The following is a 23,830-nucleotide window of genomic DNA, read 5'->3' as shown; positions in this document are numbered from 1 at the left end:
TTCGTTCACGGTTCTATCCCATTTGTTAACTATAACACAGTTGAAAAAAGCACACTACAACACTGACCGGTTCATTCTTCTCCAAAGGAGGACGCGCCAAACGAAGGAACGTTGCATCAGCCGGTTACGAATTACAGATGGCCTCCAGGAACCTTTATCTTTGAGGCATTGGACATGATTGGATTACTGAGGTCAGTAATATGGAATGCACATATCGCACATTCCTGATTCCGGCTGCTCAGTTAGTATCCGCTCCGACCAGTTCGCGCAACTGCGCAAAATAACGATCGATATTCGAATTGTCAACCTCAATGAAAAATGTTCCTTCACCTTCCCCCGTCTCCAAGGCTTTGATCAGTTGATCGCCTACTTCGGGATAGAAGTGAACATAGTCAAACCAATACTGGTCCTCAGTTGTATATTTATTTTTCAGATAGAAGGAACGGTAACTTCCAAAGACTTCTACAATTTCCCTTACAGAGCGCTCATAGGCTTCCATATAAGCGGGCAGTTCAAAATATCCGGCCAAACGGTCAAGCCGTTCCAAATCCGAGAAGACAACAAATTCGGCATCCGGCGCGGCCTCCCGGATTTTCAGCAATTCCTGCTTAAATGATTCGTTATAAGGATATTCGTTGGACCTGAGCCGGTTTTTTTCCTGATTCCTCTTCCTGGCCGCTTCCATATCCACCCCCGGGAAAGTGGTGGTTACCTGATTATCCCTCGTATAAGCGCGTTCCTTCGGATAATAATCCTCTTTAGAGTACTGATAATTTTCTTTCGCCTTTTTGTATGTATCGTAAGAGTAAAGATTAGTGAACTTCAGCAACGGATTCTTCGCACGATCACGATATGCCTCTGGGGGCTCAAGCGGCAAGTCCAAATCTCCATTGTATATATCAAGATACATTTCTACATAAACTCGTTCCGGTTTCACGCCGGTTGCTTCCTCTGCGTATCGAAGATAGGGAGCATATTCTTTGATATGAAGACCGCTTAGGCCCAAATTGAAGACGTCCTCAGTCTGAAAAGATTCCGAATTCATGTATGTGGTCCGGCTTGTCCCTATGAGAATACTGTCATAATCGGGTTTCCGGGAAAACAGATAATTCAGTTTCTGCTGACGTTCGTCGAATCCGACCTGAAAGTCATTCAGCTCGTGATCCAGCTTAAAATTCCAATGCGGATCGATGTAATAGTTAAACGCCATGACAGCTCCCGCCGGCAAAGACAGGAGTACGAGCATTGCAGCGAAGGAAGCGAGCCATTGTCTGTCTGTCAACCTGTCTCCTCCTAGAAATTGAAGTAAAGAAATTCACTATTTTTATGAACGAAATAAGCCGCCGTCATCACCAATCCAACGCAAGTTCCGGAGATGGCCAATGAAAGGTAGCCCGGCCGGTATCGTTCCAACAGTTGAATGGAGTTGGGCAATACAAATGTAGCCAGTGAGGCGATTCCCAGAAATGCAATTGTGAAGACCGGGCTGACCATCGGCGCGAATTCCATCACCTTGAAGCTTTCCCAGGATGCCATGAATGCCAGACCTTCAGCAAACAGTTTGTAACTGAAATCCGGCAATGAGAACATGGCATCAAACATAGTATGGGCCTGCACCACACTCTCTGCACGGAAATAGACCCAGGCTAAGTGGACAAATAGGAATGTGAGAATCCAGCTTACTCCATATGGAAGCCGGATTCCGGCCCTTCCCCATAACCTGCAAATAATGGACGCGAGGCCGTGCAGTGCTCCCCAAATAATAAACGTCCAACCTGCCCCATGCCAAATGCCGCTTACCAGAAAAATGATTGCGATATTGACATAGGTCCGAAAAGAGCCTTTTCTGCTTCCGCCAAGAGGAAAGTATAGATATTGTGTCAGGAACCGATTTAGCGTCATGTGCCAGGTTCTCCAGAATTCCTGAATATTTCTTGACTTATAAGGTGAGTAGAAGTTGATAGGTAGTTTAATATTGAACAGCAATGCTATACCGATAGCCATGTCTCCGTATGCACTGAAATCAAAATAAAGTTGCATTGTATAGGAAAGTGTTGTTATCCAGGCATCCACCGGCCCTAAACTCTCCACATTTGCATAGCCTTCATTAGCCCAAATAGAAAGCGTATCTGCGATTGCCACCTTTTTGGCCAGTCCAATACAGAAAATAAAGATCCCCCGTGCCATGTTTTCAGAGCGCATTGAATACTTCTTAGAATCTAGAAACTGCGGGATGATCTCTTTGTGGTGAACAATTGGGCCCGCAATAAGCTGTGGAAAGAAAGTAACAAACAAAGCATAAGTGAAGAAATTGTATTGCTTCGTCTCCCCGCGGTATGCATCCACCAAATAGGCAATCTGCTGAAACGTAAAAAAACTGATCGCCAGCGGCAAGAGCAACTCCCGCAGCGCAATATTGGCAGAGAACAAGACGTTCAGATTCTCGGCAAGAAAATCGAAATATTTATAATAACCCAGTAGGGCGAGATTTCCGGCAATCCCAAATGCCAAGATCACTTTTTTGGATTTTCTTGATGTTACCTTAGAGACCAACCGGCCAAAAGCAAAGTTAAATACTATCGAAAATCCAATCAAAAATAAATAGTCGGGATTCCAAAAACCATAAAAAAACAGCGATGCTATAAATAGTGAAATGAGCGCAAGTCTATGTAGCCCAAGACGGTGAATCAGGAAATACAAACCAAAGGCAATCGGGAGGAATATAAAAATAAATTCAACCGATGAAAAAATCAAAGAGCTCACCCAATCTGTAAAGCATAATGCAAATCCCTCATATTTTATCACATGTCCAGTCTGCAGCGTCTTCCTGCTTCATTTAAGTTAAATGACCAGCAAATTTGTGAAACAAGAAGGCCAGGACTCCGGTCATCCGGTGTCCTGGCCTATTGATAGATCTTCAGGAGATTTTATTGTTGCAATGCTTCCGCCCTTGCGATAAATGCGGCAAACTGTGATCTGGATACATATGAGTTCGGACGATAATCACCGTGCTCACCAAGAATCGTCAATCCATGGCTGGCAATTGTCGAAATCGGCCCATAAGACCAGTTGTCCTTATCCACATCGGTAATTTCCGGAATCGGTTGCTTGGGCTTCAGATCGTAGGTCTCCTGCAGAATCTTTGCCATTTGCGCCCTGGACAGATTCGCATAGGGATTAAAGTTTCCTGTCGGACCTCCTGTCATGATGCCAAGTTCTTTTACCAATGCTATTTCGGGCGCATAGCCATAATCTTTTGAAACGTCGTTGAACGGATCAGCAGTGACTTCTTTCGTTTCTATTCCGAGCGCACGGCTGATCAGAACCGCCGCATGCGCACGGCTGATATGCTCGGCCGGACGGTAGTTCCCATCCGGATATCCATTGATCCAGCCGTTGTCGACAGCCATCCTGATTTCTTCAAGGTGCCAATGGGATAGAGGCACATCATTGAACAATGGTTCGATATGGTTCCCATTATAATCGGCGATCAGGCGGTCAAGATAGATGGTGCCTCTGTTCTTATTCGAGTCGAGAGGCTCAGCAAGGTAGAGCTTTTTCAATGCAATTGGGCTTACTGCCGAGGCCGGTATATCCGCGGTACGGTATCTCCAGCCAATCCAGTCCAGGCCGCCCTGTTCTGTGAAATCAATTGTGTACTCTTTGCCTGTTCCATCTTGGATGGTCCCGCGGAGCCAGTGCTTCGCTCCGTCACCGAATACCCAGATACCGAGGCGTTCAGGCCGGACACTCATCTTGATAGAATCTGTTACGGCATAAGAAGCAGACGTACCGCTGGTGCCGGTAAAGTCATATTGGAGGCTGAGCGCGTTCGCCCCCTCCTTTTTCGGGGCCTTTGCCCCATCAAAACGAAGCGTGGTTTTCGCGCGGGCCGATTCAGCTTTCCAGACAGATGCATCGTTAAACCCATGAATCATTGTATTCCCGGGTAATGCCGTCACTTCAACCGGGAACGATTTGGCGGCGTTCCCCATCCGGACCGTGACAGTCCCTTTCCCGGGAGCAGTCGCTGTAAACGTCCCGTCGGAGGAAATGGTTCCGATCGCCCCTTCCACGGAGTAAGTGAGCTTGGATGCATCGACTTTGACCGGGTGGTAGTTGCTGTCAGTGACATAGTCGACAGTCACTTTGGCACGCCCGCCTTTCGGTATGGCTGAACTGGATATCGAGGCACTCATATAAACCGGAGCACCTGTGGTTTCATAAGAAATGGCACTTAGGATGGTGGATACCGCCCTCTCCGCACCGTCGGAAGGACGGTTGACCACAGTCGGGTACTGATACCCTCTAGGACGGACAGCCATTGTTGTGGAGCCCCCGCCGTCAAGGTTAAGGGCATTATAGGCACCGATCGATTTCAGATACTGCGCAAATTCCGGCAGCGTCATTCCCTTGCTTCCGCCTGCACCACGGCCATCGACCGTTACAAGAAAGACTTCACTCCCGTCACGATTGGTCGCAACCGCTGTTCTCGGAGACCGTGTGCGGGACCTGTCGCTCGTCGACTTCATTTCGATATCCACCTGGCCATCCTGGACAAGCAGCGGTCCGCTGGCCAGCACAAATTCGGCCTCATTCCACGGAGACGTCAGGTCAACATTTAATGCCAGTTTCTCACCGACCTTCACTCCGCCGAAATCAACGATATTTTCATGACCATGAATGGACAGGACAGCCCCGCCTTCCGGGATTTCCGCTCCTTTTTTCTTGTGATAAATTCCGCTTACAGTGGCTTCAACCGTATTGCCCAGACGATAATCATCCTCGATCGGTTTGTTGAAATTGGTCAGGACAATTTCCATTCCATATTCATTTTGTCGGGTCTGCCGGTAGCTATAAGAGTCGGTATAAAGGATGACTTCATTGGTTTCCCTCATCCTCTTATTCACCGATGTGATCGGATGACTTTTTCCTCCGGCCATCACGCTTGCCTCATAACCGAATTCTCCGATGTGTCCAAGACCGTCTTTCGTGACCGCGAAGGCGGACGGAACGTTCATGTACTCGTTCGGGTCGTTTTCGATCACGCCATATGTATTGACTACGCCGTCCCGCATCAGAAGATAAGCCGGCATTTTATAGTTCAGCGGATTGACCGCGCCCATATGAAAGAACGAACCATTAATACTTCCCACCACCGTATGCCCATCACGGGAATGCTTTTGGGACAAGACAGAAGTTCGCAGCAATTGGTCCATCGGCTCATTGGTCAGCGCTTCCACCGAAACTCCCGGACGCGTCATGTCCACAGATAGCCTATGTATATTGCTTCCTTGCGACGCTCCTGAAATATGCTCGACACCCGGCGTGACCGTGACCTGCCTGGCATCCGCCGGAACGGCAGCCACAGAAAAAACCATGACTGATGCCAACACCGCCGAAAGAGCTGCTTTTGTTTTTTTCATTATGTATCCACTCCATCTGCAGTTTAATTCGGAATAACTTTATTAAACTTCCAGAGGAATGGCAAGAACTATTTTCATAGCTTCTGCCGATTTTTTTGCTTTTTTGCGGTTTTCTGACACCGAAAAACCGATTAGATTGGTCCCATTCGACAATATATCATTTAGGTCATTAGCCTCGAAACTTGTAATCTCTTTGTAACCCAACTGTAACCATACCCGTTATAAGTCTATGCTAAACTCTTCTTGTACTAAAAAAGAGAATCGTAGAATCTTAACCTGAATAGCGAATAGACAAGAACAGATATAAATCACCAGACAACAGGCAACGCCTGATTGCCTGAAAGGGGAAATAGAGAAGAACATGAAACGTTTTCTTTGCACACTTGCAGCCGTTGCGACTATAACTGCCTTCTCGCCGCAGATCGAAGCAGAAGCGGCTTCCGTTAAAACGACAGAATCCCAGCTGATGAATATAGCAGACGACTATATCGGAGTACCTTATAAATGGGGAGGAACGACCACTTCCGGTTTTGACTGCTCCGGTTACATCCAATACGTTTTCAAAAAAGCCGGTGTCAGCGTACCGCGGACCACTTCTCAAATGGTCAATGCGGGAACTGCGGTTGCTAAATCGAACCTTCAGGTTGGCGACCTCGTCTTCTTCAATACAAGCGGACGCGGCGTTTCCCACGCCGGCATCTACGCAGGCGACAACAAGTTTATCCATGCATCATCCAGCCGCGGAGTAACCATTACATCCCTCAGCGATCCTTATTACTGGGGCAGCAAATACGTTACAGCGCGCCGTATTGTCGACTTCCCTGCAAAAGCACAAGCCGAGGTTGCTGAAGTTGTACAAGCTGCAGCAGAGAACCCGTATGCGAATGCATCCAAGCCGATTTCCCGTCTTGATGCAGCTGAAGCGCTTGTCAAAGAGCTAGGATTAAAGCCGATTCATACGAACACTTCCTACTTCCGTGACATTCCGGCAAATCACCCGAAAATCGCTGTAATCAACGCAGTCTATGAAGCAGGCATCTTCACCGGAGCGAATGGCAACTTTAATGCCGGCGGCAACCTGAGCCGCGCTCAAATGGCAAAAATCCTTGTTGAATCATTTAATCTGACCGGATCCACAAATGCGAACTTCAAAGATGTACCTGCAGATAGCTGGGCTGCTCCTTATATCAATACGCTCTATCACAACAAAGTGACAACAGGCTATACAGCCGGACCGAAGGCCGGAACATACGGACTTAACGAAAATGTCACCCGCACACAGCTCGGCAAGTTTATGGACCGGATCAAGTAAAAAAATATCATTATAAAAGACCAAAGACCCTATCGGGAGTCTTTGGTCTTTTCTGTTAAGAATTCAAAAAAATACTCGATGCTATATAGATTCATAGTTTCGTATTTGATATGATGATGTCGTATTGAATCATTTCGAGGAGGAAAATGATGGACATTAAACGACGGTTTCTGCTGCCCTTTTTGTCAGTTCTTCTGTTCCTGAGTGCCCCTATTCAGTCAGAGGCCGCTGTCACCTTCTCCGATATCGGAGGAACTGAATTTGAACCGCATGTGAAGTTCATTGCTGAACGCGGTATTATCAAGGGATATAAAGAAAATGGCCGAACTCTTTATAAACCGAATCAGCCTGTTACCCGTTTCCAGGCAGCTAAGATGCTTGTCATTGCTACGGGCAACGAGAACATCGATGCTTCCGGCCACACCTTTAAGGACCTTCAAAATGATGAGCAGCGCTTTTATATCAGCAAAGCTGCGAAATTGGGCTTCTTTTCAGGGTACCCGGATGGATCATTCAAGCCGAATGCCACATTGAAGCGCGGACAGATGATCAAAGTGATCGCCAATGCGTTTAAAGTGGATCAGAAAATCACCACTGATCAACCCCTTATGTTCTCTGATGTCGATACCAATTACGAAAACGCAACAAAGCTGAATGGCCTCTACTATAACGGTATTGCCCGGGGAGCAAATGGCCGGTTCAACACAGGAAGCGAACTTTCAAGGGCGCAGTTTGCGATGTTCCTGGCACGCGCCATGGACTCGAAATTCCGCCTTAAAGTACCTGCCCTGAACAACACGGCAATCGCGACAGGAAAAGTCAAAACCGGATTCAATCATCTGAACATCCGCAACTCCCCATCAACAAGCGGAGATGTTATCGGGCAGATGAAACCGGGCACTCTTTTCACGGTCGTGAAAAATGACTCTTTACTGAAGTCCGATTGGGTCCAGATCCGTTACGAAAAAGGCCCTGCTTATGTGAATGCAAGCAGTGCCTATGTAACCTATCTGGATCACGATAAGAACGAGATCGGTTCTGCCACGCATTCAGTTAAAGTGAACACTGGCATGCCAAACGATCCGATCTTGAACGTCCGCTCCGCTCCGTCCGTCAGCGGTACCGTGATTGGCCAGCTGAAAAATGGGGATGTCGTCCAAGTCTACGGAGGCAAGGGCGACTGGCATTTAGTCATTTTCAACGGTCTGCCGGGCTACATCCAATCTGCTTACACCGATAAAATTGAAGCCCCCATCACTTCCCCATCAGGCAAACTGATCGGTGAAGTAACTGTGAGCAGCCTGAACGTCCGCGAGAGCACTTCGGATTCAAGTGCAAGGCTTGGCAGCCTCGGCAAAGGAGCCAAGGTGACAGTCAAAGGAATCACCGGCTGGTGGGCCAACATCGATTATAACGGGCGCAATGCTTATGTGCACAAGGCTTTCCTGAAGCTCAAGAACACAAGCGGCTCCGTCCTGAAAGACAGAATCATCGTAGTAGATGCTGGCCACGGCGGGCGTGACCCGGGTACTTCAAGAGCCGGGGTTACTGAGAAAGCCATCGTCCTCAAAGTTTCCCAGAAGGTCGAGCAGAAGTTGAAGGCTGCAGGCGCCACTGTCTATATGACACGAGTCGGGGATACATATCCGACTCTCCAAAACCGTGTTGACTATGCTGCACAAAAGTACGCAGAGAACTTCGTCAGCATCCACGTAAACGCAGCGGGCTCAAGCTCTGCAAGAGGTTCCGAAGTGTTCTTTGATACATCGGTCAATATGAACGGCTCAGAAAGCCGGGAACTTGCCCAAACCATCCAAAACCGGCTGGTAAGGGATGTCGGCATGTATAACCGCGGTGCCAAGGATACCGCCTTCTATGTCATCCGCAATCAGCATATCCCTGCTGTCCTTGTCGAACTCGGATTTATCACCAACCCGAGTGACTTCGCCAAGCTGACGAGCGATGCCTATCTCGAACGGTATGCAACTGCAATTTACAACGGCATTGTGGATTACTACAATAAGTAACGAATGAACCCGCCACCTGGAAAGGTGGCGGGTTGTATGTTTATTGATTGTGATAACGCCTGGAGGTCTCCTCGATAATGAGGGTGTCGAAATTGAAATATAGTTTTGCTGCTTGCGCCCGGCTGGTCTTGTCAGACGGACGGAAAATTGTTCCGTTTTCAGAGCCGTCCGGAGAGCCGTCCGCAATCCCATACTCGTACAGGAATGCTATGGCATCAAGCGTTTCATCATCTAAACCGGACATATCTTTGAATGGCAAAGCATCGAGGTCACCCTCGAACTCAGTTTCCATCACGTATTCATAGAGGCGCTTCATCATAAGTGCGAGCTGTCCGCGCTTCACCGGTTCATTCGGCATAAAATTGCCGTTACTGCCTATCACAATTCCCGCTTCTTCCGCTGCCGCTATTTCTCCCATAGTGGCATCGGCCATATTGCCTAAGTCCTTGAACGAGGGAACTTTGTAATCATCTTTATAATCCTTGGTTTGGAGATTGAGCACCCGGACAAACATGCTGACTGCCTGCGTACGGGAAAGCGTCTTGTTCGGAGAGTAGGTAGTCGGTGTCGTCCCTTTAATCAGACCGCTAATATAGTTTTCTTTGATATACGGTGTAAATTCATTTTCCGGATCGACATCCGTAAATGGAAACCTTCCACTGGATGTGGAGCGGAAATAACTTGCATAGGTTCCATGCTCTTTTAAATAATCGATGAACATCAGGTAATCAACAGATGCATCTGTTTCGGTGACACGCCCCTCTTTATACGCGTCAGCAAATACCTGATAGCCCTCTCCGCCTTTTGCAATAAACGAATTAGTGGCTACTAGGTAGGTCTCATCCGGATCGATCGGTCTATACACCTTACCTTTCCTGACAAATACATTTGCTTCAAGAGAAGATTCACTGTATGAGAATCTTAATCCGGAAATTTCCAGATAACTTCTGGAGGGAGAAAAACGTTGGAATGCCCCACTTTTTTCAAGAACCTTAATGATTTCCGATCCTTTAAGTTCCATAATGGCAAGTTTATCTTCCAATGGCAGGGCTTTTAGCACTCCACCGTGTGTGATTTCACCCTCTTGGATGAAGGCTCGGATTCCTCTGGCATTCGTTACAGCCATCGCGACATCCGGATTGACCTTCTGGGCAGCATCAACCATGCTGTCTGTGACCAGGCTGCCTAATCTGTTTTTGTTCAAGGATTCTTTAACAGTTACACCGATGCTTTCTTCTGATTCGCCTTTAACTTCTGCCTGATATGGAGCCAGAAGTTCTTCAGCGCCCGGGTCAGCTTGAACTTCCGAATAATCGAGGTGATGACTTTCTCCACCGTAAATAACCGCTTTACCGGCTTCATCAAATTTAATGTCAAGTTGGCCGAGAACATTGCCATAGCGATCTCCCAAGGTACCTGCCTGAACGATTAAAGTCGGTTCTTCTCCCGCTTCGACCACTTTTGGCTCTGACACTTCAAGGTTGGAATGGCCCTCCACTATCACGTCAATTCCTTCCACCGCTTCAGCAAGTTCTTGGACAAACTTCAAATCATTTTGAACGCGCGGTTGATCCTCATCGCCGATATGAGTCAGTGCAATGATTTTGTTGACGCCCTGTTCTTCGAAGGCTGTAACCGCTTCTCTTGCGGTCTCAATATAGTCTGTAATCTCGATATCTCCGACGTCAGCAAACGAAGGTGTCTTCTCCGATGTAAGACCAAAAATCCCGACTTTTTCGCCGCTGATATCCTTTATGATCCCGTTATAGACCTCCCCGGCTTCATATTCCGGAGTATAACTGTCATTTTGCAAACCGCTTAATTTCTCTTCTTTCGATAAAACCGTGTTTGCACTAACTACAGGAAATTCTGCCCCTTGGATAAATTCGCTGAGGATCTGATAATCTTCTTTTGATGCCCTCTTGTCCAATTCATAGTTGCCGAATGTCATGGCATCATACTTCATGTAGTTCATCATTGCAAGATCTGCCTGCCCCGTGAACTTATTGAAATACAGCGTCCCCGAGAATACGTCACCAGCGTCCAAAAGCAGCGTGTTTTCCTTCTCTCCCCTGATCTGATTAACCAGTGCAGCACGTTTAGGTGCCTCTTCCAGATTTGAATGAGTGTTGCTCGTATACATTAAGGTTAACTCAAAGTTCTCTTCTGCAGTCTCCGCATGTACAGGATGCTGCGTGCTCATCAGTGCTAGCGTCAATGCTGCCATGGCAGTCGCCTTGATCCATCGTCCGTTCATGTTACACCATCCTATTATGTATTTACTCCTTGCCCTTTTAACAAAGACTATGAACCTATTCTACCATTATCAAATGGATGAAAAATGATAATTTTGGATATGATAAACTTTTAAGGAATAGAACGATGGCCTGGAGACTGTAAGCCTCCAGGCCATTCGTGTTTCCTTATTTGATAACGTTCAGGAAATTGGAGTAGATTTTTGCTGCTTGGGCACGGCTCGTGCCTTCACTTGGACGGAATTTGTCTGCCAAGCCGTGTGCAATGTCCTGCTCATAGAGGAAAGCGATGGCATCAATGGTTTCTTCATCGGAACCGGAGATGTCGGTGAATGGCAGGTCTGCCGCATCGCCGTCGTATTCTGTTTCATTCTGAAGTTCATAGACACGCTTGAGCATCAGCGCAAGCTGTGCACGCTTCACCTGTTCGTTCGGCATAAAGTTGCCGTTGCTGCCAATAACGATCCCCGCTTCTTCGGCAGCCGCAACTTCAGCCTTTGTTTCTTCAGCCATGTTGCCCAGATCCTTGAACGAAGAAGTCTTTCCTTCGGTCTCAAGGCCAAGTGCCCGGACAATCATGCTGACTGCCTGTGTACGGGAAAGAATCTTGTTAGGCGAGTAAGTGGTTGGCGTCGTTCCTTTCACGAGACCAATGTCGTAGACGTTCTGAATAAACGGTGTAAACTCGTTATCCGCATCGATATCCGTGAACGGATTGGTCGTCAGGATACGGCCTTCCAACTCTGGGTTGATGGATTCGAAGCCTGTCAGGTAATCGATGAACATTTCATAGTCGACGTTCCCCGGTTCGCTGACACGCCCGTCTTCGTACGCTGCCTTGAAGACATCGTAGCCGTCTCCGCCTTTTGCCGTGAATGTGTTCGAGGCCACGTAGTATGTCGCTTCTTCATCAATTGGTGCGAAGCCATCCTCTGTTTCTTCGAGAATGTCGCGGACTCGATCACCTGCTTCAGCTTGAGGATCAAAGTTGAACTTCAGGCCCGACACATGAAGGAAACCGCCGGAAGCTGTCGGATATGCGGAAACGCTAGTTTCTAGGGCCTCACGGATTTCCGCCCCAGTAAGTTCCATGATGGCAAGCGCATTGCCGAACGGCATCACGGTCTGTACCTCACCAAGTGTGATGTCACCCTCATCGATCGAAGCACGGATTCCCCCGCCGTTCGTCACAGCCATTGTCACATCGGGATTAATCTTCTTAGCCGTTGTAACCATGCCGTCCGTGATCAGGTTACCGAGATTCGTCTCACCGGTGCGGACGAACTCGCGCTCACCGTTCAGGGCCACTTCTGTAGAGACACCGATGCTTTCTTTGGACATCTCTTCAACCTTCGCGGTGTATGGAGCCAAGAGTTCTGCAGCCTCTTCATCCGCTTCCACCTCATCATAAGAGAGAAGCTCTCCTTCATGGGATGTGACTGAACCGTTTTCATCAAATGTGACATTCAGTTGGCCAAGAGAGCTATTGTTGCCGCCTGTCTGTACGATCACTGTCGGCTCTTCTCCGTCTTCCACCACTGTTGGCTCTGCCAATGCGGTATGGGTATGTCCCCCGACAATGATGTCGATGCCCTCCACGACTTTTGCTAGCTCAAGGTCATTGTCCCATGCAAGGCTGTCATCATAGCCGATATGTGTCAGTGCAATAATCTTGTTGACGCCCTGTTCTTCAAAAGCAGCTACCGCTTCCTCTGCCGCTTCTACGTATTCAGAGAACTCCACATCTCCCGTGCTGGAGATGGTCGGTGTTTCTTCAGTCGTCAAACCGAAAATCCCGACTTTCTCGCCTTCAACCTCTTTTACAATGCCGTTGTAGATTTTACCGTCTTCATACTCGGAAGTGTATTCCTTATTTTGAAGGCCATCGAACTTTTCATCATTCGAAAAATCAATGTTCGCACTGACCAGCGGGAATTCTGCCCCTTTGATGAAGTCTGCCAGCGCCTGATGTCCTTCTTCCGATGCTCCCAGGTCGAATTCATGGTTGCCGAATGTCATGGCATCATACTGCATGTAATTCATCATTTCCAAATCAGCCTTGCCTGAAAATGCATTGAAGTAGAGTGTGCCCGAGAATACATCCCCTGCATCGAGTAGCAGGGCATTCTCTTTCTCTGCCCGGATCTGCTTGACCAGCGTCGCACGTTTTGGTGCATCTTTCAGGCTCGCGTGTGTGTCATTTGTGTGCAGGACTGTCAGCTTAAAGTCCCCTTCTGCGGCTTTTGCGTTGTCAGGAGCCTGAATGCCGAAAAGCGCAAGTGCCAGTGCGGCGGAGGCAGATGCCTTAACCCATTTCCCGTTCATGCTACACCATCCTATTCTGTTATTAATCTATCGCTCTCGGACGAAAGCAATAACTTCGAATCTATTCTACCATTTACAAAATGAACGGAATACGAGAATTCTCTTATTCTTTTGTTAAGTTTCTGTTTAATACGGGTACTTCCTCCTATTCACCCTGCAATTCTATCGATTTAACACCTTTGAAATCTATTTGTAACACTTTTGTAATCTACCTGAATATTGTTTCGGATACAATGGGTCATAGGTGAATTTGACAGTAAAGGGGATCAAATGATGAAAAAGGTCGCATTTTCGGTCCTGACAACGTCCGCTCTGGTCGCAATCTTGGCGGCACCGGGCGAAGCGGAAGCCTCTTCGGACTCTTACGCGGTACAATCTGGTGATTCTCTCTGGAAGATTGCAACTCAGCACCAAGTCACCGTGACACAATTGAAATCTTGGAACCAGCTCACAACTGATGTGATTTATCCGGGACAAAAGCTTTTGATCGAACTCCCAGAAACGGGACAAAGCCAGAATAAGCCGGCCCCTGTTTCTTCTTCCTCCGCTTCTGTTCGAGCAGGCAACGGAATCTATACGGTCAAAAGCGGAGACAGCCTCAGCAAAATCGCGGCCATACATAAGACAACGGTCAGCCGCCTGAAAGAACAGAACGGATTGACAGGTGACCTGATTTTTGTCGGACAGAAATTGAAATTAGCCGGTTCTGCAACAGTAACCGCAAAACCGCAGACCTCAGCTAAACCGGCGCAACAGCCAGCTTCCCAGCAGAGTGCACCTTCAGGCAGCTATATCGTCAAAAGTGGGGATACACTAGGCGCAATCAGCATCAAGTATGGAATCTCTGTAGACCAGCTGATGAAGTGGAACGGGCTGACTTCCCACCTGATTCATGTCGGCCAGAAGCTGACTGTCAATGGTTCAGCCGTCAAGACCACCGGTAAAGTAGTCCAGGCATCCGCTCCCAACACGGAAGCCGCAGCCAAGCCCACAGAACCTGTCAAAGCATCCGGTTCTGTGATCGACGTTGCCAAGTCCGTAATCGGCACTCCTTATAAGTGGGCCGGTACGACTCCGTCCGGCTTCGACTGCAGCGGATTTATCTGGTATGCATTCAAGACCGCGGGAGAAGACGTGGCACGTACGAATACTGATGGCTACTTCAACCGCTCTTACTATGTAGACAATCCTCAGCCGGGTGATCTTGTGTTCTTTAAGAACACGTATAAAAAAGGGATTTCCCATGTCGGGATTTACCTGGGCAACGGCAACTTCATCCATGCAAGTTCTTCACAGGGCGTCGTGATTTCCAGTGTCAACGATTCCTACTGGAAGCCGAAATTCGACAGTTTCAAGCGTTTTTATTAATCGTCTCATATGAAAGCGGCCCGCACTTTGCGCGCCGCTTTTTCAATGATAGCCAGATTGATTTTGATCTAGTAAGAAAAGACACCGCCAAACACGGTGCCTCAGACTAGACATATAGGATGATGTCTTCTCTATTTATTATTGAAAGACAATCTGCACGTTTTCTCCTGCAATCCAAACTGTTTCATATCTTGGATCGTCTGAAAGGACTTGATACCAGGTCCGTTTTTCAGAAGCATTATACTCCGAAGAGACAATCGTCACCGGCAAACCGATTTTTGTGTACTTGAATGCAAGGTTGTCGGAAACTTCAGGTGACGTTCTCACATTCATACCGGTGGTCTTTGTGATGCCGATGGTATAACGCCCGAAATCACGACCTCCGAGTGCCTTGTCGATCCGGTATGCATGACCGGCAGCCTTTGCCCCCCAGTACGGATCTGATGCGTATTTCACATTAAATCCGACTGCCTTTGTACCAAAGGCGGCACCATTTGCATAGCCGCCATTCGGCGGGATATAGTTTTTATTCCAGTATTGATCGGCAAGGGTGTTGACGTTGTCCTCCACTGATTCATACTTATGGAACGGATGGTCAGCGGCAGCATCGTCATAGATGGCAAGACCGAAGAGGTTGTTGTATTGCTGGGCTTTCGTGCTCATGCCGTACGCACTTTCATGCTGGGCAAGCGCCAACACAAGGAGGGCATTAATGTTCTTTTCCTTCTCAACTTTCTTCAGAATGTTTCCGATGCCAATCAGCTTACTTTTTTTAGTCGCGTCTTTGTAAGTCGCATTTCCGGTCGCTTCCAAACGGGCAAGTTCTCCCATGATATAACGATCCAGTTCTTCAGCAGTGTAGATGGTTTCAGTTCGTGCCGGGAGGAACTGGAAATAGTTATAGAATGTCTGAACCGTATTCCCTCTCCAGTCAGTATAATCGATTTGATTCCAGGACAGATACCTCTGCCCCTCTTTTAGGTTGTCAGGCGCTTTTCCGATCGTGTAGCTCTGATATTTCCCTGTCTGATTGGAAAACACATTGTGGACCAGTTCTTCCTCGCTGTTCACCGTGTAATAGGAACGGCCTTTCAGCATATTCCAAGTTTTCAGGAGTGCATTTTCATGTTTGATATACCCGGTTTTTCCGGCAAGCTTCACTTTTACATAGTCAGCTGTGGATTCCAGATACTCCAGCTCTGAATCCCTGGTCACATAGGTGAAGGCCTTTCTGGAATCGTCCATTTTGTCAGGATGATCGAATACATTGGTGAGCGTGGATCCCGACAGTGTAGGCTTTGTAATCACCACGCCGGACTGCATTTTCACAATCGAATCTCCGTAAATGACAACCTGTCCATTACCCATAGCTCCGGCTGCTTCTTCAAAGCTCTTATACTTCTTGACAACTGTAGTCGTTCCATCGGAGACCGTTTCTGCTGTAGCATAGGACAGCTCTTCTTCAGGTTCAGCAGGAATTTCTCCTTCGACTTGTTCGGCAAGCTTGATCAGCCGTGTAAGGACAGTGGCCGCCTCCCATCGGTGTGCCTGATTCATTGGTCGGAAGAGGTAGCTGCCATCAGGCTGCTCTGAACCTTTAAATATACCTGCCCCTGCCAATTCATACAGATCCACACGATAAGCGGGCAGAATTTCTTTTTCATCGGCAAAGCGATAGTCTGCAGTTTTGCCTTCGATTTTCAGATAGTCCAATGCGCGCTTCATCATGACGGCCATATGCTGCCGGTTGATTTGTTCGCTCGGACGGAAAGTTCCGTCCCCGTACCCGGTGATGATCCCCGCGTGAGCGGCGGCCAGTATCTCTGCCAGATAACCACTGCGGTTGTCCACATCAGTGAACGTGATTCCTCCCGAAGAAGGTTCCAGCTCAAGCACACGGGCGAGCAAGACGGCAAATTGGCCGCGGGTAATGATCTTATTCGGGTGATACCCGTTGCCATCCCCTTTTAAAAATCCTCGATCAACCATAAAGCGCATGTCCTCTTCCGCCCAATGGCCAGTAATGTCATCCGCTGCCGAAACGGATTGTCCTGCCGTGAAAAGTATCGAAAGGACGAGCAGCCAGGCAGCAGACAATTTGAGTCGTTTCCCCACCATTCCAGCTCCTTCTTATATGGATTAGCTTCATCTTAACATAGTAATCTACTATTCAAAAAGATAATCTGAATCATCGGTCTCAACAAGAAAACCTGCCATCCCGAGCGGATGGCAGGTTTTGTTCTATGATTCTTCAATTTCGATTTCCTCTACTGTAGGCGGCGGATACTCATCATGGACTGCATGGAACGCGGCTACCAGAAATGAAGCAAACTGACCGCGGCTTGTTGTCTCTCTTGGCCGGAACTCACTCACCGTCGTAATACGATGTTTAGACAGTATATCGATAGCCGTCCGATCCTCCTCACCAAACGATGGATCATGGTCGATAACACGGGATTTTACATCGGGAAGATCCGGCAAATCAAATGCGCGGACAATTACCATGGCCATCTGTCGCCTGGAAATGGCATCAGTCGGCATGAGCCGATTATTGGCACCTTTGAAGATTCCTTCTTTTTTTACCAATAAAGAGTACCAATAAAGTTCCTGGTCCTGCGTATTAGCAGGAACATCAATAAATGGCTCAACATCATTCAAGTCGAACTCGTCCACTTTCTTTCCAGTCGTCTGTTCAATATACTTGCCGAATGCCTTCACGACGTTCGCACGATTCAGCTTGACGGACGGGCCGAATTTATTATCCGGATAACCTGTCATAAGCCCCAGTGTCCGGGCTTCCGTGATATTTTGGAAATGGCTGCTCTCTATCGGGACATCGGCATATAATGGCGTGTTCACCTGCTGATCTCCTTGGGTCGGCGTACCGGACAGGAAAATGAATATACCCAGGCAGAAAGCTCCTGTAGCCCCGAAAAACAAAGTTCTCCTGCTCAACACATCCGCTCCCTTCTATATCTACTATTATACTTATTGTAAGTTGGTTATGCCTGCTGATTTATTGAGGAAACGAAAATAACGATTATATGAAAAGGTTGAAGGGACCGGCGCCGCCCTCCAACTTTTTACATAGTATTATTGATTTTCTGAGGACGGATTGGGTGGAATGATCACATCATATGGGGTAACCATGATGGTTGCAGGTGCGGTAACTAAATTTCTTCCTCTGGAGGCATCTCTAATCATTAAACTCTCGTTGATTTCCCCTTCCGGTACAATGGTGACTGTGGAAGTCTCGCTGATATTTGTTGATGGGATTGTGATATAAAAGACTTTTCCTCCACCCTCAATATCGTGTAGAGAATCAGCCCTTAGCATTGCATGACCTTTTGTTTCGCCAACTACAAAGATGACATCATCTGAAAGATGCTGGTTAAAGATTTCATTTTGGGAATATGCCATTTCCCACGCACCTGTGTCTTCAGGATGAATGCTGCTTATATCATAGTAAAACAAAGGAGCAATGTTTTCAGAAAATGTCAGCTGAATTTCATTGTTGCATCAGAATCAGCTGTTGGAATCACATAGTTGGCGGATACGAGTGTGGGCGCTACATTGTCTTTAAAATAACCTGTCACAGATGCATTCACAGGTTCTTCTATTCCCGTATTCGCCGGGATTGAGTTCCCGACAATTATATGTCCTGTTTGTGTTTTGACGTTCTGAGTGATCTCGAACGTATATTTAATATCATCCGGAATCACTTCTTGAGGCATGGGCAACGTGATTTTAATCCTGGAATCTTTAACCCTTGAATCCACACTCTCGATTTTTGTCCCAGATGGAAGTGGACCATCATTAAGCTTATAGTTGGCAGGATCAAAAGCAGATTCTGTCATAGGATGTTCGTGAAAATCAATTTCAATGACGTTGTTATTACTTCTAATTGATAGAGGCTGACGGTATGTTGGCTTCTTGACGATCACTTCAACCGATGCCGTCAAGTCCGTATCAGCTACGTCCCCTATGATGGTATATGTACCGATTTCATCGGTGGCAAGCTGATTTGTGTTCCACTCCACAGCCTTCGTCGTTGTCACGCCGCTTTTAAGTGTCACACCGACTGTTTCCGGAAGTTCAGGTTTTTCTCCTACTATAATGGCGATGTCATCTAGAGAGTGCACCGATTCGACCGGGAATGGGTACGGTCTTTGCGGGTCAAGTCCTTCGGCCACTTTGTAGGCACGGACCAGGAACGAGGCGAACTGTGCGCGACTGGTCTTATTAAGTGGGTGATACGGGTTGGCGTTGGAGACTCCGTTTTCATAGATGATTTCGATCGACTTGGCATAACCAGATTGTTCGGTATCCGGGATTCCCGGAGCACCTTGCTGATCTTCAAATCCAAATGCACGTACCAGGACTTCCGCAATCTGGTCACGCGGCATCAGCTTGGAAGCATTGAGTTTGTTGTTGGCTCCTCTGAAGATCCCGGCCTTTTTGACGATCTTTGAATAGGTAACCAGTTCTTTATCAGGCCAGGCATCAGGAACATCCGTGAAGTTTTCGACATCCGATATATGATGTTCCTCTATGTATTCCTCGAGCTCCATTCCGCTTTTAGCAACCACGTACTTGCCGAACGCTTTCGCAACGTTCCCGCGATTCAGCTTCTGATCCGGCTTGAACGTCGAATCACCGTAGCCTGTCATGATGCCCAGTGCTCGTGCTTCCAGGATGGTTTCATAGTGGGAACTCGATTCCGGGACATCTGAGAAAGCTTTTGCCGTTTCCTGAGGCGCTGCTGCTGCAGGCACAATCACTGATCCCATCAATGCAGAAGCCCCCGCTGCTGCCGTGAACCTCCTGTATGTCGTCTTTTTCAAGAAAAACAACCTCCTCTATTAATTGATCGAACGGTTGCTATATCGTTGGAATCAATCAAATTATACCACTTCTTCCACTCCCGAGACGGAGTTAGGTCAATCGTTTCTCAACGATATCTTGATAACAATACAGAAAAACAGGCGGAGAAAAACAACTCGTGTTTTCTCCGCCTGTTTTTTGAAATAGATTTAAGCTTCTGCCTCTGCCTCTTGCTCCGCCGCAATATTCACAGTAAATGTCTGAGTATAAGTTTGACCTTCGGCATCGACTGTAAGGGTGAAATCACCCGAATCTCCAGCTTCCAGTCCTGACACTGTCAGTTCGCCATTTTCTGTTGTGAGTTGCAGGCCGGACAAGACTTCAGCCGCTTCCAGCTGGACGGTCCCAATTTCCGTTTCACCTTTTTGGATGGTCGCTGATTGTCCGTCATCAGCAACAGTATAGGTAACCGTATCATCTTCTCCTGTGAGATTAACTGTAATCAAGTTAACAGGGTCAGCAGCCGTGATCTCCTGTGCGGCAAATCCAACTGATTCAAGGTTCCGGCTAAAGTCTGTTACTTGGACCAAATGCGTGCCCAATACCTGATTATCTTTCCTTACCCGCAGAGTAAAGTTGCCGTCCTCGCCAGGTTCAATTCCATTTATGAGGATTTCATCGCCAGACCCTTCGCTAAAGGTAAGCGTGTTCGCAATACCCGATTGGGCGGCAATATCTACTGTGCCCAGCAACACGTCGGTATCAGCCTGATAGACACCATCCTGCTCACCGACATCGACGAAGATTGTCGGAACCAATGTCTCGTTACCAACCAATCCGATTTCAGCCGTTCCCTGTGAAGTGAGCACTAGGTCTTCTGCGTCCAGCAGGTCAGAGAGCTTGACCGGAGCAGTATCCACTTGACTAGTGCCAAATTCAACCGACTGGATGGCAGGTGTCGTGTCGACCACTGTCAGGGTAATCTGATCGATCAGCAAGTCCCCTTCCATCACGGAGACGACTGTCGTGCCTGGTTCCGTGTCGTCATATGCGGACACCTCAATCTGTCCTTCATTTACTTTGGCGGTCAGGTTGTCGTTGTCTGTCGCAACAGTATAGCCATTGCCCAACTGATCGGACTCCCCAATATAAAGTCCGGCTTCGTTGTACTCATTTAGAGCCAAGACCAAGGAACTGTCGTCAACCAAAGGATTTAGGTCGATTGTCGTATCTTTGGACGAGTCGGCCAATTCAAGACGCTGTTCAGCAGCTATATCATCCGTCCCGATTGTGAGAGGGATGTTGAGCAATTCGTTATCCCCTGCAACTATATCAATGGTGCCATTGGCATCCTCTTCAAGATTTTCTTCAGCTTTTACTGTCGCCTTATATTTTCCGACCTCTGCATTTTTTTCAACTGATACAGTGGCGATCTTTAACTCATCAACTACAACGTCAAAGCTTCCAGTGATTTCCCCGTCTTCTTCGTCGTAAGGCATTCCATATTGGTCGGTTACCGTAAATGCAAAGCTTCGCTCCTGGCCAGTAAGAAGGCCGATCCCTTCCGTGTTGGCTTCTGCATTAGATGGAACTCGCTCTTCCGAAACCACTTTAATCGGGACTTCGATTTTCTGTCCGGACTCGTGAGCCACGGTGATCGTTGCAGATCCAGGAGCAACAGTGGTGAGATTCCCATTGCTATCTACTTGGACGACACTTCTGTCTGAAGAATCAAAGGTAAGGCCGGATTTAACGGGCACTTCCTCATCACCCGATTTTGTTGTACCGACGATATTACTTATTGCCGCTTTTTCATCCAGGACAATTGTCCCATTTGTAACTTCTTGACCGCTTTCCAATGTCAGGTCATAACCGGTCAATTCAGTAATGGATGTTTTGAAATCCTCTACTGTGAGTGTTCCATTCTCAGAAGTGAGAGTTTCATCGTCTTTTGTAAGTTTAACCTGGAATCGGATTTCCTCTCCAACTTCGAGCTTTTCTTCATCCAACTCTCCGGTTGTTTTATCTACGAAGAGACCAGATTTAGAAGATAGGAACTCTACCGAATACCCTTCTTCTTTCAGCTGTTCGAGGTCTGCCGCGTCCCCTCCGTTGATGGTGAAGCCTGCAAACTGCTTATCCGCGTTGGCGTCAACTGTAGAAGTCACCGCTTCAACCGAGGTAACAGCGAATCCCGGATCCGGTGTTTCCACAGTGGCCTCGTAAGCCCTCACAAGGAAGGTTGCAAACTGAGCACGGCTGGTGTAATTCAATGGACGATATGGATTTTGATTCGTGATTCCGTTCTCATAAAGAACTTCTACAGACTTTGCATAAGCAGAGTCTTTCGTATCTTCCATGCCCGGATCACCCGGCTGGTCCTCAAAGCCGAACGCACGCACCAGCACCTCCGCCATTTGGTCGCGCCTAATCAGATTCGTCTGCATCAGATTGTTATTGGCGCCTTTAAAAATACCAGCATGTTTAACAATCTTTGAGTATGTTACCAGCTCAGAATCCACATAGTCGTCGGGTACGTCATTAAAGTTCTCAACAGACGCAATGTTATGTTCTTCAACATATTCATCTTGTGTCATGCCGCTCTGAGCCACAACAAATTTACCGAGTGCCTTTGTGACATCTCCCCGATTCAGAAGCTTATCCGGCTGGAACTTCCCATTTCCGTAACCGGTCATGATTCCCAATTCTTTTGCCTTCATGATATTAGCATAATGACTGCTCGAAACCGGGACATCGGTATAGGATGTCTGAGCAACCTCTTGAGGCGTGGCCGCCGCCGGAGCTACTGCTGTAGCCACCAATGCACCTGTTGCTGCAACAGTTGCAAACTTCCTGTAAGTCTTCTTCGTCAAAGATAAGTCCCCCTGTCAAATTGTGTTGGAAAGGAAGAGTTGAAACTCTTTCTCCCATCCTATACCCGGGAATCTCTTAAACTAACATTTAATTCGAAATAGATTTAATAGAATAGAAAAAGGTCTGGCTAATATGCCAGACCTTCATTTTGAAGAAATTATCTCTTCAGATTGCCGTTCAGAGTGATTTCTTCTTTAAGCGTGTATTTACCTACTGTGATTGTCGCTTCTACCGGGATGTTGTGGGAAGAGATTTTGCCATCACGCAGTACTTCGTCAATCACTTGCTGTGTCAAAGTATTGACTGCAGCATCAAAGTCTTTTGTCAGATCGACCGGCTTGTTATCAGCCACTTTAAGGTGAGTCAGACCTAGCTTTGTGATGTCTTCAGAAAGAAGACCGACTTCCTTGAGCTTTCCAAGAGCGCTCAAGAGCGATGCAATGTTGGTATCAGCATCAATAAATACATCATAGACACCGGTCTCACGGTCAAATGCTGTTTCGACAATGACCACACCATTGTTGTCTTTTACTTCCGATTTGCTTTCAAGGAAGTCATAGATGAGGTCACGGGCGGCTTCAACAGTTTTAACTGCTTCACCGGAGTTCTCCGCACGATGGATGAACATCGCCATCTGACCACGGGTCACAAAGTCATTTTCGGCATAGACATTTCCTACGCCTTTTGTGATTCCAAGATTATAAAGCGCCTGTACATAACCCGCATGCCATTCATCAGCGGTCACATCTGTGAAAGGAGCTGTGTAGGAAACTTCATGATCCAAATCATAGGCTTCCGCAATGATTTTAGCCATTTGTGCACGGGACAGGTTGGAAGCCGGATTGATGACTTTCTTGCCATCTTTGACAGTTCCGCTCAAAATGCCTGCTTCAGTCAGAGCTGCAATCGGACCGTAGTACTCGCTGTCTTTGCTCAGATCCGTATAGCCAGGGTCTTTTACATTCTTCGTATCGAGCTCCAATGCACCGGCAATGATTTTAGCGGCCTGCTGACGAGTAATGTCACGGCCTGGCTTGTATGTACCATCCGGATACCCCTTGATGATGCCGCGCTCCGCAAGTGCAAGAATCGGTTGGTAATCATCACCTGTAGGATCCAGATCCGAGAAAGCAACTGCCGTCTGTTCATTGGCATACGTGATTCCAGCCGGAGCAACCGTAAAGAGAGTGCCTGCTGCCAGTGTTGCGGACAGAGCGAGTCCGGCAAATTTCGAGCGTTTGTTCATTCCATTACCTCCAATGTAGATAGATTAAGAGCATAACATCAAGCATCATTCTACCATTTGAATAATACGAGCACAATAATAAACGTAAAGTAAGTGAATTAGCTAATGCCAATTCAACAGAAAAAGCACTCTGACAAAGCTTCGGCAATACGTGCCAATGCCTCAGGTCAGAG

At 47.4% G+C, this 23,830-nt stretch carries 14 protein-coding genes; 3 read left to right on the top strand and 11 right to left on the bottom strand.

The genetic code is table 11. The features are described 5' to 3' along the window. Positions 1 to 238 precede the first annotated feature (238 nt). From C772_RS01345 to C772_RS01335, 3 genes are all read right to left on the bottom strand, one after another. Positions 239 to 1,282 carry a hypothetical protein gene (locus C772_RS01345; protein ID WP_008296738.1) on the bottom strand — a complete coding sequence of 348 codons (1,044 nt, stop codon included), beginning with the start codon at positions 1,280 to 1,282 and terminating at the stop codon, positions 239 to 241. Between the two features lie 11 nt (positions 1,283 to 1,293). After that, a complete protein-coding gene (locus tag C772_RS01340; RefSeq protein WP_008296736.1) occupies positions 1,294 to 2,754 on the bottom strand; it encodes an MBOAT family O-acyltransferase in 1,461 nt (486 codons plus the stop codon). 173 nt (positions 2,755 to 2,927) lie between these two features. After that, complete coding sequence (locus tag C772_RS01335) at positions 2,928 to 5,426, bottom strand: phosphodiester glycosidase family protein (protein ID WP_008296734.1); 2,499 nt, start codon at positions 5,424 to 5,426, stop codon at positions 2,928 to 2,930. A gap of 361 nt (positions 5,427 to 5,787) precedes the next feature. On the opposite strand from C772_RS01335, the gene C772_RS01330 reads away from it, so the two are divergent. Both C772_RS01330 and C772_RS15975 read left to right on the top strand, forming a co-directional pair. After that, positions 5,788 to 6,738 (top strand): C40 family peptidase, encoded by a 951-nt coding sequence (locus C772_RS01330; protein WP_008296733.1) that lies wholly within the window; start codon positions 5,788 to 5,790, stop codon positions 6,736 to 6,738. Positions 6,739 to 6,887: 149 nt separating this feature from the next. After that, entirely contained in the window at positions 6,888 to 8,765 is a 1,878-nt protein-coding gene (locus tag C772_RS15975) for an N-acetylmuramoyl-L-alanine amidase (protein WP_008296732.1), read from the top strand. Positions 8,766 to 8,805: 40 nt separating this feature from the next. Here C772_RS15975 and C772_RS01315 read toward each other — a convergent pair whose 3' ends face one another. Both C772_RS01315 and C772_RS01310 read right to left on the bottom strand, forming a co-directional pair. Next, positions 8,806 to 11,022 carry a 5'-nucleotidase C-terminal domain-containing protein gene (locus tag C772_RS01315; protein WP_008296731.1) on the bottom strand — a complete coding sequence of 739 codons (2,217 nt, stop codon included), beginning with the start codon at positions 11,020 to 11,022 and terminating at the stop codon, positions 8,806 to 8,808. A 166-nt stretch (positions 11,023 to 11,188) separates the two neighbouring features. Beyond that, positions 11,189 to 13,345: a 5'-nucleotidase C-terminal domain-containing protein gene (locus C772_RS01310; protein ID WP_008296730.1), complete on the bottom strand. Its 2,157-nt coding sequence runs from the start codon at positions 13,343 to 13,345 to the stop codon at positions 11,189 to 11,191. A gap of 273 nt (positions 13,346 to 13,618) precedes the next feature. Between C772_RS01310 and C772_RS01305 the strand changes: the two genes are divergently transcribed. After that, entirely contained in the window at positions 13,619 to 14,713 is a 1,095-nt protein-coding gene (locus tag C772_RS01305; RefSeq protein ID WP_051059377.1) for a C40 family peptidase, read from the top strand. 138 nt (positions 14,714 to 14,851) lie between these two features. On the opposite strand, the gene C772_RS01300 is transcribed toward C772_RS01305, so the two are convergent. The 6 genes from C772_RS01300 to C772_RS15970 all read right to left on the bottom strand — a co-directional run bounded on the left by C772_RS01300 (position 14,852) and on the right by C772_RS15970 (position 23,657). Continuing rightward, positions 14,852 to 16,831, bottom strand: coding sequence for an S-layer homology domain-containing protein (locus tag C772_RS01300; RefSeq protein ID WP_008296728.1), 1,980 nt, complete (start codon positions 16,829 to 16,831; stop codon positions 14,852 to 14,854). A gap of 123 nt (positions 16,832 to 16,954) precedes the next feature. Continuing rightward, positions 16,955 to 17,668, bottom strand: coding sequence for an S-layer homology domain-containing protein (locus tag C772_RS01295; protein ID WP_160162827.1), 714 nt, complete (start codon positions 17,666 to 17,668; stop codon positions 16,955 to 16,957). A 138-nt stretch (positions 17,669 to 17,806) separates the two neighbouring features. After that, on the bottom strand, positions 17,807 to 18,133 hold the full coding sequence (locus tag C772_RS16785; protein ID WP_008296726.1) for a hypothetical protein: 327 nt from the start codon (positions 18,131 to 18,133) through the stop codon (positions 17,807 to 17,809). Between the two features lie 77 nt (positions 18,134 to 18,210). Beyond that, entirely contained in the window at positions 18,211 to 19,557 is a 1,347-nt protein-coding gene (locus tag C772_RS01290) for an S-layer homology domain-containing protein (protein ID WP_008296725.1), read from the bottom strand. Between the two features lie 189 nt (positions 19,558 to 19,746). Next, the gene (locus C772_RS16605) at positions 19,747 to 22,410 is read right to left on the bottom strand and encodes an S-layer homology domain-containing protein (RefSeq protein WP_008296724.1); all 2,664 of its coding nucleotides are present in this window, start codon (positions 22,408 to 22,410) and stop codon (positions 19,747 to 19,749) included. A gap of 158 nt (positions 22,411 to 22,568) precedes the next feature. Beyond that, complete coding sequence (locus C772_RS15970) at positions 22,569 to 23,657, bottom strand: S-layer homology domain-containing protein (protein WP_008296723.1); 1,089 nt, start codon at positions 23,655 to 23,657, stop codon at positions 22,569 to 22,571. Between the last annotated feature and the right edge of the window lie 173 nt (positions 23,658 to 23,830).

The organism is Bhargavaea cecembensis DSE10, from assembly GCF_000348905.1.
Taxonomy (GTDB): Bacteria; Bacillota; Bacilli; order Bacillales_A; family Planococcaceae; genus Bhargavaea; species Bhargavaea cecembensis.
The sequence above is the reverse complement of the archived record's forward strand: the minus strand, read 5'-3'. Positions and strand labels throughout refer to the sequence as shown.